Source organism: Mycobacterium sp. P2_H7 (genome assembly GCF_056403275.1).
In genome coordinates this window covers 23,074-35,730 of the sequence record NZ_JBFUFU010000021.1, presented here as the reverse complement: position 1 = coordinate 35,730, position 12,657 = coordinate 23,074, and the positions used below count along the sequence as shown (strand labels likewise).

General features: G+C 66.1%; 8 protein-coding genes. 6 read left to right on the top strand and 2 right to left on the bottom strand.

Annotated features, from left to right (window positions below; genetic code table 11):
- Positions 1-16: 16 nt before the first annotated feature.
- From AC1DY7_RS27345 to AC1DY7_RS27330, 4 genes are all read left to right on the top strand, one after another.
- Complete coding sequence (locus tag AC1DY7_RS27345) at positions 17-340, top strand: ESX-1 secretion-associated protein (RefSeq protein WP_477496890.1); 324 nt, start codon at positions 17-19, stop codon at positions 338-340.
- 5 nt (positions 341-345) lie between these two features.
- Positions 346-834, top strand: a complete 489-nt coding sequence (locus tag AC1DY7_RS27340; protein ID WP_477496889.1) for a YbaB/EbfC family DNA-binding protein — start codon at positions 346-348, stop codon at positions 832-834.
- A 21-nt stretch (positions 835-855) separates the two neighbouring features.
- Positions 856-2,274, top strand: a complete 1,419-nt coding sequence (locus AC1DY7_RS27335) for a hypothetical protein (protein WP_477496888.1) — start codon at positions 856-858, stop codon at positions 2,272-2,274.
- Positions 2,275-2,351: 77 nt separating this feature from the next.
- A complete protein-coding gene (locus tag AC1DY7_RS27330; protein WP_477496887.1) occupies positions 2,352-3,194 on the top strand; it encodes an LLM class F420-dependent oxidoreductase in 843 nt (280 codons plus the stop codon).
- 666 nt (positions 3,195-3,860) lie between these two features.
- On the opposite strand, the gene AC1DY7_RS27325 is transcribed toward AC1DY7_RS27330, so the two are convergent.
- Together AC1DY7_RS27325 and gltB are read right to left on the bottom strand one after the other, a co-directional pair.
- Positions 3,861-5,327 (bottom strand): glutamate synthase subunit beta, encoded by a 1,467-nt coding sequence (locus tag AC1DY7_RS27325; protein WP_477496886.1) that lies wholly within the window; start codon positions 5,325-5,327, stop codon positions 3,861-3,863.
- Positions 5,320-9,903 carry a glutamate synthase large subunit gene (gene gltB, locus AC1DY7_RS27320; RefSeq protein ID WP_477496885.1) on the bottom strand — a complete coding sequence of 1,528 codons (4,584 nt, stop codon included), beginning with the start codon at positions 9,901-9,903 and terminating at the stop codon, positions 5,320-5,322. Before gltB ends, AC1DY7_RS27325 begins: the two co-directional genes overlap by 8 nt.
- A gap of 543 nt (positions 9,904-10,446) precedes the next feature.
- Here gltB and AC1DY7_RS27315 point away from each other — a divergent pair.
- Together AC1DY7_RS27315 and AC1DY7_RS27310 are read left to right on the top strand one after the other, a co-directional pair.
- Positions 10,447-11,250 carry a PaaI family thioesterase gene (locus AC1DY7_RS27315; protein ID WP_477496884.1) on the top strand — a complete coding sequence of 268 codons (804 nt, stop codon included), beginning with the start codon at positions 10,447-10,449 and terminating at the stop codon, positions 11,248-11,250.
- Positions 11,251-11,282: 32 nt separating this feature from the next.
- On the top strand, positions 11,283-12,641 hold the full coding sequence (locus tag AC1DY7_RS27310) for a chloride channel protein (protein ID WP_477496883.1): 1,359 nt from the start codon (positions 11,283-11,285) through the stop codon (positions 12,639-12,641).
- Positions 12,642-12,657: the final 16 nt, after the last annotated feature.

The following is a 12,657-nucleotide window of genomic DNA, read 5'->3' as shown; positions in this document are numbered from 1 at the left end:
AGGACGGCGGACTGCCATGACCGACGGAGATCAGAATCTTCATGTGCTGACGGAGCACATCCGAAAACTGTCCGACCAACAGGACGTCGCCAAAGACAAGCTCATCGGGGCGAATCGAGCGATCGGGGACACCGCTTCCCGGGTGAGTAGTTCGCACGGGTTGGTGTGTTGGCCAACCAGCGTGGCACTGTCCAGCGCAGACACCTCTCGCTCGGCGGCAGGGTCGACCTTGCAGCGGGTGTCCACCGAACTATCGGACAAACTGTCCACCGCCGCTTCGAATTACGACAGCGCCGACTATCGCTCGGGCGGCAAGATCAACCAAGCCGGCTACATGTGACCCCGATGCGTGACACGCCGTGGGACAGCGAAGACTACGAACTTGCTGCAGGCGATTCGGGGATTGACGCGTTCGATGCATTCATGGTCGGCGAGGAAGCAGATCCCGACGTAGGTCTGCACGCGTCTTTTGCACCAACCAAGGACGGCGATGACTGCCTCACCACAGTCACTTTCACCGCGGGTAACCCGGCAAACACCGTCATCGTCACCGCACTGATGGACGGCAAGATCTTGAAGATCGAACTCGCCCCTCAGGTAACCGCGATGACCGAAGCAGAGCTGGGCAGGGAAATAGCGTTCATTGCGAAGTTGGCTCGAATGCAAGCGCACGCAGCTCAGCACTGCGTCATCGCAGCGATGCTGAACCGCATGGGCCACGACCCCGCGGCGACTCGCAGCTTCATCGAGCGCGACCTGCAACTTCCGTCACCCGAGTGGGTAAAGCACTATCGCGCGCAAGTCCTCGCTGCTCGATACGGGATTGACGAATAGTCATATGAGAAGGCATAGATCATGACTCAGCAGCATGCGGGGACAGGTTCTCAGAGCAGGATCCGCTGGCTTCTGATCGCCACCGGCGCTCTGGTAACTGTCCTTCTCACCGTGATCGGCATAAACCTCGCGTCGAATTCCGGTCCGACGTCCCCGGCGACGACCCCGGGCGACTGGCTTCCTCCGCCGCAAGCACTCCTGTCGACGTCGATGCAGGTGACGCCGAAGCCCGGTTGGCGCACAAATGTGTCGGATCTTGTCGCAACTCCTCCGCCCGAAGTCGCACTCGATCCGATCAGGTTCGCCACAAATGCCTCACCATTCGATTCCAACCCGTTCTTCGGAAACATAGGCGACAGAGCCTATTTCGTCACAGGATCTCCGGGTGCCACGAATCCGGCGTGGTGGCTGGTCGGCCTCGACATCCGCGATGGCCGGCCGTTGTTTCCGGCTGTGCGACTGGCGACATCCGGGCGTCCTCCAGATTGCTATCTCAATGGCCCGCACTCACTGCTATGCATCGCCAATGAGACGGAGAACGTCACCGCCTGGACCGTCGACGCCAACAGCGGAGCGTTGATCTTCACCGGCCCAACAGATCTTCGGACTTACACCGGCAGACTCGCCGTCCGCCAGATCGGTATATATGCCATTGCCGCAACGGAATCCAGCGGCGTTTACGGAGTGGGAGATCGCGCCCAGACGACCTGGTTCGTTCCGGGGAATGGCAGGATCAGCCACACCAATCCAACGGTCCGGGAACTCTCTCCCGCACGGGCCGCGCAGGGTTCGGGTCGTACTTCGGACTCCAGCATCGTGTTCTCGCCCAGAGACGGCGTCGTTGTCCACCCGGACTTGGAAGATGATGCCACGCAGGCCCGGACCACGCTGTACCCCGGTGGCTTCGCGTCCGAGGTCGTGGACCGTGACGGTGCTTCGATGGTTCGACTCTTCGACGAGTCCGGCCGCCGCGTCGGTAAGGACATCGCGGACGGCGTACTCGGTGATGATTCATCCGATCTTCCGATAGTCGCGTCACCACATGACGGGTGGGCCGTGTACTCGGCCCAGGGCGAAGAACTTCTGCGCCAACCCGGTCCTGCGCCGGCCCAGACCCGACTCATCGGGACCACCCTCTTCGCCATGGGAAATCCCGGTTGGCACCAGTACGACCTGCGCAGGGGAGCCACGGGGAGGGTCTGCGGATACGGCCTGGGTGAGGGCAGTTTTATCGCCAGTGACGGCAAGGTCGCGGTGCTGGCGTCCGGCAACGCCACGGTCGGATTGGAAACCAGTGGCGCCGACTTGGCGTCCTGCGAGTCGCTGTGGACAGTCCGATCCCCGACAGGCTCCTTCCGCCACGTCTGGCGCATCAACACCACCCTCGTCCAATTGTCCGATGACGGAACGGAATTGATGTCGCTCGTAGCACCCGGCTAGCCCGTCGCCACCGATTCACACCAAACTGCCAACAAGTCCCCGGAATGAATCCCGCAACAGGACTAGTTTTGGTTCGTGTGAGATTCGCCTTCAAGACATCCCCGCAGAACACGACATGGGCCGACATGCTGGCCATCTGGAAAACGGCCGATGACATCGACGTCTTCGAATCCGGCTGGACCTTCGATCACTTCTATCCGATCTTCTCCGATTCCACCGGTCCGTGCCTGGAGGGCTGGACGACGCTGACCGCGCTGGCCCAGGCCACCACGCGGCTTCGGGTGGGCGTGCTGGTGACGGGCATCCACTACCGCCATCCCGCGGTGCTGGCCAACATGGCCGCGGCGCTGGACATCATCTCCAATGGCCGCCTCGAGCTCGGCATCGGTGCCGGCTGGAATGAGGAAGAGTCCGGCGCCTACGGCATCGAGTTGGGCAGCATCAAGGAACGGTTCGACCGCTTCGAGGAGGCCTGCCAGATCCTCAAGGGCCTGCTCACCCAGGAGACCACGACGTTCGACGGCAAGTTCTATCAGCTCAAGGACGCCCGCAACGAGCCCAAGGGCCCGCAACAGCCGCACCCGCCGTTCTGCATCGGCGGTAGCGGCGAGAAGCGCACCTTGAAGATCACCGCCAAGTACGCCGATCACTGGAACTTCGTCGGCGGCCCGCCGGAGGAGTTCGCACGACTGCGTGGGGTGCTGGACGCGCACTGCGCCGACATCGGCCGCGACCCGAAGGAGATCACCACCTCCGCGCACGTCCGCCTCGGTGAGGACCGCGACTACGCCAAGGTCGTCGCCGAAGCGGCCGCCCTCGGCGAGGCGGGCCTGGATCTGGCCATCATCTACCTGCCGCCGCCGTACGACACCGCGGTGCTGGAGCCGCTGGCCGAGGCCATCCGGGACGCCAAGCTCTGACCCGGGACGGTTCCCGCAGGGGGCAGGTCACCCTGCGGGAGCCGCCGGTCCGGCAGAGGCCGAACGGCGGCGCCGCGGTCTCTGGGTACATCCTGTGCATTGCACGGGGTTTTTGCGCGCCGAAACGCCAGTTCGGCGGTAATGAGTTTCAAAGAGGCCGGGTGCGGCGGTGAAGAGCGCTACCGAACTGGCGGTAACGAAACGATAACGGCTGGCAAAGTAACGCCGCCGTCAGTACGAGGCCGGAAAACGGAGTGGATCAGGCGCCGAAGCGGAGCATCTCCGCGGCGGTGATCAGGCGCTCGTGCTTAGCTGGGAATTCTCGGCTCTTGACTGGATGACGGAACCATGACCAGGCAATTCGGCTGACTCGGGACCGTGAATAAGTGTTGTTGTACACGGTGAAAACTCCTGCGGTCGGGCGTTTACATGCACCGGGGGGTCACTTTACCGCACGACCCCTGCGGGATCATTAGATACCTGTGACGGAGCAAACACAGAAAGGCGCGCCGACGAAAAGTCCGATGTTTCTGGTGGGACTGAAGTTGCTGAAGTTACGCCGCGCGATCGCTTTGTGACCCGTCCGGCCCGCGAGATTGCGGTTGCGTCGCGATTCTGCGACCAGCGCACGCAACAACTGCAATCTCGCGGACAGCCAACCGTGACCTACCGTTGCGGGGCAGCGGTGGGCTTGATCGGTGCCGGCAAGGCCGACTCACCCATCAGGAACCGGTCGACACCCGCGGCCGCGGCGCGGCCCTCGGCGATCGCCCACACGATCAGCGACTGCCCGCGACCCATGTCGCCGGCCACGAACACGCCCGGCACCGTCGTCTGGAAGTCGTCGGCACGGGCCACGTTGCCGCGGTCGGTCAGCTCCACACCCAGGTCGGTCAGCAGGCCCTCACGCTCCGGCCCGACGAAGCCCATCGCCAGGAAGACGACGTCGGCGTCCAGGTCGAAATCCGACCCCTCGACCTTCTCGAACTTCCCGGCCTTCATCTGCACCTCGTGCACCTGCAGCGAGGTCACCTTGCCGTCGGCGCCGACGAACTGCTCGGTGTTGACCGAGAACACCCGCTCGCCACCCTCCTCGTGCGCGGAGGCCACCCGGAACATCAACGGGTAGGTCGGCCACGGCGTCGAGTCCGCACGGGTCTCCGGCGGGCGGGGCATGATCTCGAACTGGTGGATGCTGGCGGCACCCTGGCGGTGCGCGGTGCCCAGGCAGTCCGCCCCGGTGTCGCCGCCGCCGATGATGACGACCTTCTTGTCCTTGGCGGTGATGGGCGGCTGACCGTCGGGGCCGGCCACGTCATCGCCCTGCTGCAGGCGGTTGGCCCACGGCAGGTACTCCATGGCCTGGTGGATACCGTCCAGCTCGCGGCCCGGGATCGGCAGGTCACGCCAGGCGGTCGCACCGCCGGCCAGCACCACGGCGTCGAAATCCTCATCCAGCTGCTCGACGGTGATGTCGACGCCGACGTTGACGCCGGTGCGGAACGTGGTGCCCTCGGCCGCCATCTGCTCCAGACGCCGGTCGATGTGGCGCTTCTCCATCTTGAACTCGGGGATGCCGTAGCGCAGCAGGCCACCGATGCGGTCGGCCCGCTCGAAGACGGTCACCTCGTGTCCGGCACGGGTGAGCTGCTGGGCGGCGGCCAGCCCGGCAGGCCCGGAGCCGACCACGGCGACCTTCTTACCGGTCAGCACGTCCGGCGGCAGCGGCTTGACCCAGCCCTGCTCCCAGGCGTTGTCGATGATCTCGACCTCGACCTGCTTGATGGTCACCGGATCCTGATTGATGCCCAGCACGCAGGACGCCTCACACGGAGCCGGGCACAGCCGGCCGGTGAACTCCGGGAAGTTGTTCGTGGCGTGCAGGCGCTCGATGCTGTCGCGCCAGCGGTCGCGGAACACCAGGTCGTTCCACTCGGGGATCAGGTTCCCCAGCGGACAACCGTTGTGACAGAACGGGATACCGCAGTCCATGCAGCGTGATGCCTGGACCTGCAGGGTGTCCTTCGAGAAGTCCTCGTAGACCTCTTTCCAGTCCTGCAGGCGCAGGTCGACTGGACGCCGGGTCGGGGTCTCCCGGGCGGTGTGCTTGAGGAAGCCGTTCGGATCAGCCACGAGCGGCCGCCATGATCGCTTCGCCGACGTCGTTGCCCGCGGACTCAGCCTCTGCTATCGCCACCAGTACCTTCTTGTAGTCGCGCGGCATGACCTTCACGAATTTCGACTGATGCGCTGGCCAGTCGGCCAGAATCCGGTGACCCACAGCCGAATCGGTGACCTCCACGTGCGCGGTGATCATGCCGTGCAGCCATTCGAGGTCGGCATCGTCCAGAGCGTCAAGATCGACCATCTCCCCATTCACGTTGCCCGCCAACTGCTTGTCCGGGTCATAGACGTAGGCCGCGCCACCGGACATACCGGCGGCGAAGTTGCGCCCGGTCTGCCCGAGGATGACCACCTTGCCGCCGGTCATGTACTCACATCCGTGGTCACCGACGCCCTCGACGACCGCGTGCGCCCCGGAGTTGCGGACGGCGAAACGCTCGCCGACCACACCGCGCAGGAACGCCTGTCCGCTGGTGGCGCCGAACAGGATCACGTTTCCGCCGATGATGTTCTCCTCGGCGACGTAATTCGACGGGGCAGCGGCAGACGGCCGCACCACGATGCGTCCACCCGAGAGGCCTTTGCCCACATAGTCATTGGCATCACCGCGGACGGTCAGCGTAATACCGCGCGGCACGAACGCACCGAAGCTGTTACCGGCCGAGCCGTCGAAGGTGATGTCGATGGTGCCGTCCGGAAGGCCCTGCCCGCCATAGACTTTCGTCACCTCGTGGCCGAGCATTGTTCCGACGGTGCGGTTCACGTTGGCGATCTTGGTGGTGAAGCTGACCGCCGTCCCGCTGTCGATCGCCTCGCGACTCTGGGTGATCAGCTGCTGATCCAGCGCCTTGTCCAGCCCGTGATCCTGCACCGACGTGCAGTACAGATCCTGGTTCATGAACGCCGACTCCGGCTCGTGCAGCACCGGCGACAGGTCGAGCTTGTGCGCCTTCCAGTGCTCCGCGGCGCGCTGGGTGTCCAGCGTCGAAACCTGGCCGACCATCTCGTTGATGGTGCGGAATCCGAGCTGCGCCATGAGCTCCCGGACTTCTTCGGCGATGAACAGGAAGAAGTTCTCCACGAACTCGGGCTTGCCGTTGAACCGCTCGCGCAGCACCGGGTTCTGGGTGGCCACACCCACCGGGCAGGTGTCGAGGTGGCAGACCCGCATCATGATGCAGCCCGACACCACCAGCGGGGCGGTGGCGAAGCCGAACTCCTCGGCGCCCAGCAGCGCGGCGACCACGACGTCGCGGCCCGTCTTGAGCTGCCCGTCGACCTGCACGACGATGCGGTCCCGAAGCCCGTTGAGCAGCAGCGTCTGCTGCGTCTCGGCCAGGCCCAGCTCCCACGGCGCACCCGCATGCTTCTGCGAGGTCAGCGGCGTGGCGCCGGTGCCACCGTCGTGACCGGAGATCAGCACCACGTCGGCGTGCGCCTTCGAGACGCCCGCGGCCACCGTGCCGACGCCGTTCTCCGACACCAGCTTCACGTGCACACGCGCCGCCGGGTTGGCGTTCTTCAGGTCGTGGATCAGCTGCGCCAGATCCTCGATGGAGTAGATGTCGTGGTGCGGCGGGGGTGAGATCAGCCCCACGCCGGGCGTGGAGTGCCGCACGTCGGCCACCCACGGGTACACCTTGTGGCCCGGAAGCTGGCCGCCCTCACCAGGTTTGGCGCCCTGGGCCATCTTGATCTGGATATCGGTGCAGTTGGTCAGGTAGTGACTGGTCACACCGAACCGGCCGGAAGCGACCTGCTTGATGGCGCTGCGGCGCCAGTCGCCGTTGGCGTCGGGCTCGAACCGCTCGACGGCCTCGCCACCCTCACCGGAGTTCGACCGGCCACCGAGCCGGTTCATCGCGATGGCCAGGGTCTCGTGCGCCTCGGCCGAGATCGAGCCGTAGCTCATCGCGCCGGTCGAGAAACGCTTGACGATCTCGCTGGCGGATTCCACCTCGTCCAGCGGAACCGGCTGCCGTACATCATCTTTGAACTTCAGCAGGCCGCGCAGCGAGGCCATCCGCTCGCTCTGGTCGTCGATCAGCTTGGTGTACTCCTTGAACACCGAGTACTGCCCGGTGCGCGTGGAGTGCTGCAGCTTGAACACCGTGTCCGGGTTGAACAGGTGGTACTCGCCCTCGCGGCGCCACTGGTATTCGCCACCGACCTCGAGCTCGCGGTGCGCCCACTCGTCGGGCCGGTCCAGGTAGGCCAGGTCATGCCGGGCGGACACATCGGCTGCGATGTCGTCCAGGTCGATACCGCCTGTGGGGCAGTGCAATCCGGTGAAGTACTCGTCGAGCACCCGCTGGCCGATGCCGACGGCCTGGAACAGCTGCGCTCCGGTGTAGGAGGCCAGGGTGGAGATGCCCATCTTGGACATCACCTTCAGCACGCCCTTGCCCGCGGCCTTGACGTAGTTGGCCTTGGCCGCATCACTGGTCAAGCCGGTGATGATGCCGCGGTCGACCATGTCCTCGATGGACTCGAACGCCATGTACGGGTTGATCGCGGCGGCGCCGAAGCCACACAGCATGGCCATGTGGTGCACCTCGCGGGCGTCACCGGACTCGACCACCAGGCCGACCTGGGTGCGGGTGCGCTCGCGGACCAGATGGTGGTGCACGGACGCCACCGACAGCAGCGACGGGATCGGCGCCAGCCATTCGTTGGACTCGCGGTCCGACAGCACGATGATGCGGGCACCGTTGCGGATGGCCTGGCTGACCTTGGCGCGGACTTCCTCCAGCGCCCGGCGCAGGCCGGCACCGCCGTCGGCGACGGGGTACAGGCAGCTGACCACCGCGGCCCGCATGCCGTGCTTGCGGCCGCGGATCTCGTGGTCGGGATCGACGTGGATGATCTTGGACAGATCGGCGTTACGCAGGATCGGCTGCGGCAGCATGATCTGGCGGCAGGAGTTCTCGTCCGGGTTCAGCAGGTCACCCTCGGGGCCGATGACACCGGCCAGGCTGGTGACCACCTCTTCGCGGATGGCGTCCAGGGGCGGGTTGGTGACCTGGGCGAACAACTGCTGGAAGTAGTCGTAGAGCATCCGGGGGCGTTGGGACAGCACCGCGATGGGGGTGTCGGTGCCCATCGAGCCGAGCGCCTCGGCACCGGTCCGCGCCATCGGCGCCACCAGCAGGTTGAGCTCTTCGTAGGTGTAACCGAAGGCCTGCTGACGCAGCACCACGCGGTGGTGCGGCATCTTGACGTAGTCGCCGGGGGGCAGGTCGTCGACGTGGAACTGACCGGCGTCCAGCCATTCCTGGTAGGGGTGCTCGGCGGCCAGTTCGGCCTTGATCTCCTCGTCGGAGACGATGCGGCCCTGCGCGGTGTCCACCAGGAACATCCGGCCGGGCTGCAGGCGCAGCTTCTGCACCACCGTGGACGGGTCGAGGTCCAGCACGCCGGCTTCCGAGGCCATCACGACGAGTCCGTCGTCGGTCACCCAGATGCGCGACGGACGCAGGCCGTTGCGGTCCAGCACCGCGCCGACGACGGTGCCGTCGGTGAAGCACACCGACGCGGGGCCGTCCCACGGCTCCATCAGCGAGCCGTGGTAGCGATAGAAGGCCCGCCGGGCCGGATCCATGTCCTCGTTGCGCTCCCACGCCTCGGGGATCATCATCAGCACCGCGTGGGCGATGCTGCGGCCACCGAGGTGCAGGAGTTCCAGGACCTCGTCGAACCGGGCGGTATCCGAGGCCCCGGGCGTACAGACCGGGAAGATCTTGTTCAGGTCGTTGTGGTAACCGAACACGTCGGTGTGGATCAGCGCTTCCCGCGCCCGCATCCAGTTCTCGTTACCGGTGACGGTGTTGATCTCACCGTTGTGCGCGACGCGGCGGAACGGGTGCGCCAGCGGCCACGACGGGAACGTGTTGGTGGAGAACCGGGAGTGCACGATGCCCAGCGCACTTTCGAGCCGGTCGTCCTGCAGGTCCAGGTAGAACGCCCGCAGCTGCGGGGTGGTGAGCATGCCCTTGTAGACCAGGGTCTGGCCGGAAAGACTTGGGAAGTAGACGGTTTCGCGGCCGGGGCCGTCCTGTCCGGGTCCCTTGGTGCCCAGCTCGTGCTCGGCGCGCTTGCGGATGACGAAGGCGCGGCGCTCCAGGTCCATCCCGGAGGCTCCGCCGATGAACACCTGCCGCAGCGTGGGCATGGCGTCGCGGGCGAGTGCGCCCAGCGACGAGTCGTCGGTCGGGACGTCGCGCCAGCCGAGCAGCGTCAGGCCTTCGGCCTCGACGATCTTCTCGACGGCCTCGCAGGCCAGCTTGGCGTCGCGCGCCGATTGCGGCAGGAAGGCGATGCCTGTGACGTAGCTGCCCTCCTCGGGCAGCTCGAAGTCCACGACGGCCCGCAGGAACGCGTCCGGCACCTGCAGCAGGATGCCCGCGCCGTCTCCGGTATTGGGCTCGGCGCCCGCGGCGCCGCGGTGCTCCAGGTTCAGCAGGGCCGTGATGGCCTTGTCGACGATGTCGCGGCTGCGGCGGCCGTGCATGTCGGCGACCATGGCAACTCCGCATGAGTCGTGCTCATACGCGGGGTTGTACAGACCACTGGGCCCTGGTCCCACCGGATACCACCTGACCTTCACTATCTCGCCCGAGCTCGCGTGAAGCTGGGTGTGTTGCTGCCTGCTGTGACCAGCGGCATCCGCCGGCGGTACCGGCCCGGCGACGCGGTGCCTGCGTGCAGCACTGAACGACGGCTAAGCCCGCTCGCCTTGAGTTGGGAAAAACGATATGACAAACACCGCCTGACATGCCAACTTAGTCATACCTAACTAACCCCGCCGACGAGGTGGAGTGCGGAGACCGTGCGCTATTCGCACGGACCGTCAAACGACTTGCGGCCCTTGCCTTTTCATCTATCCCGCGCCCCCGAACCAGCCCGGCGCCGCGCAGGACCTATCCTCACAATCGTTTGCTGAATACGGGCTATTCAATTCTGACATGCGTAGATGAGAATGCATTTATTTGCTCAAAGCCTGGTCAGATTCTTAGGCACCGCGCCACCCGCCCCGACCACGGACACCATCCGTCACACCAGACACTCCGGCCGCACTGCGAATTGGCTGCGCGCGCTCCGACGGTGGCGCCGTGTCAAGCTGCACGAGATGTCGTATCCACTGAACTCACCGCCCGGCCGCTTCGGGATCGTCAACCTGGACGCCACCGCGGAGCGTTGCGCCGCCACCATGCCCATGTCCGCTCTGCTCAATCCCTTCACCGGGACACCGAGTCTCGCGCCACTGGCCGTGCTGATCGATCACATCGCCGGCTTCGCCAACCATCTGCGGCGCCCCGACGGCCACTGGACGGTGTCCAGCGAGCTCGCCATGGAGTTCACGCCCGACGCGCTGACGATCATCGCCGCCGACCCGGCTACGCCGGTGCTGGCCGAGAGCCGGGCCGTGGGCACCGCGACGGCCACGTCGCTGTCCGCGTGTGATCTCAGCCACGGTGGCGTCGGTATCGGGGTCAGCACGGTCCGGACCTTCTACATCACCGCGTCCGTCCCCGGCACGCCCGCGGGCAGTGCCGCCGCTGCGCCCGACACGGTTCCCACCGCGCTCGATGAGCTGATGGCCGTCGAGGTGGCCGAGGCGGGCGGTACCGACCCGGTGCTCGTGCAGCATTCCAACCCCGCGGTGAACAACACGATGGGCGCGGTGCACGGCGGGGTGGCCGCGGCGGGACTGGAGCTGGTGGCGGCCGCGGCACTCAACACCGGCCGCGACACGGCGCTGCGAACGGCGTCGCTGCGGGTGAACTACCTGCGCCGGCTCATCTCCGGTGGCCGATCTCATTACACCGCAACGGCTCTGCACAGCGGGCGCAGCAGTGGCGTGGCCGATGCGCAGGCGTTCGACTCCGAGGGGCGGCTGGCTCTGGTGGGCCGGCTGACCGCCTATCTCTGACACGCGCCTGATTCGGCACTAGCATCCGACGGGTGCTGGCCCCCCTCGCCGCGTTCGTGCGCAACTCCGGTTACCTGCGCAAATGGCTCATCCTCGGGATCGCGATCGGCATCATCGCCGGACTCGGGGCGGTGCTGTTCTTCCTCATGCTGAAGTACTCCAGCGAGTTCCTGCTCGGATATCTCGGCGGCTATGACGTGCCGACGGCCTTCGGTGACGGCGGCGATCCCGGCTCACCGCATTTCACGCGGGCCTGGGCCATCCCGCTGATCGCCTTCGGAGGCGCCCTGGTCTCCGCGCTCATCGTGGCGCGGTTCGCGCCCGAGGCGCAGGGCCACGGCACCGACAACGCCATCGAAGCCGTCCACAGCGATCCCCGCGCCATCAGGGCACGGGCCGTTCTGGTGAAGATGGTGTCCAGCGCGCTCACCATCGGCTCGGGCGGTTCGGCGGGCCGGGAAGGTCCCACCGCCCAGATCTCCGCCGGGTTCGGTTCCCTGCTGACGCGGCGCCTGGACCTCTCCGATGCCGACGGCCGGATCGCCGTGTCACTCGGTATCGGCTCCGGTATCGGCGCGATCTTCGGCGCGCCCCTGGGCGGCGCGGTGCTGGCCGCCTCGATCGTCTACCGCGAGGATTTCGATTACCGGTCGCTGGTGCCGGGTTTCATCACCTCCGGCACCGCCTACGCGGTGTACGGCAGCATCCTCGGCTTCGAGCCACTGTTCGGCACCGTGGTCACGGGCTACGTCTTCGACCCGGTGCAGCTGGGCTGGTTCGTGCTCATCGGAATCGTCGCCGCGGCAATCGGTTACGCCTACGCCCGGGTGTTCTACGGCACCGTCGCGCTGACCGCCCGGCTGCCGGGTGGCATCGTCGTAAAACCCGCGCTGGGCGGTCTGGCGGTGGGTCTGCTGGCACTGCTGATCCCGCAGATCCTGGCCAGCGGGTACGGCTGGGTGCAGCTGGCCGCCGCCAAGGACAGCCTGATGACCATCCCGCTGTGGATCGTGCTGGTGCTGCCGCTGGCCAAGATCGTCGCCACCTCGCTGTCCATCGGCACCGGCGGCTCCGGCGGCATCTTCGGCCCCGGCATCGTCATCGGCGGCTTCGTCGGGGCGGCGATCTGGCGACTGGCCGACCTCACCGGTCTGCCCGGAATTCCGGAGGGCCCTGGGGTTTTCGTGGTGGTCGCGATGATGGCCTGCTTCGGCTCGGTGGCACACGCACCCCTGGCGGTGATGATCATGGTGGCCGAGATGACCAACTCGTTCTCGGTGCTCCCCGGTGCCATGATCACCGTGGGGATCGCCTACCTGCTGATCAGCCGCAGCAGTGTGTCGATCTACAAGGCCCAGCGCCTGAACCGGGACAGTGACACCCAAATCTAGAAACTGTTGCTAAACA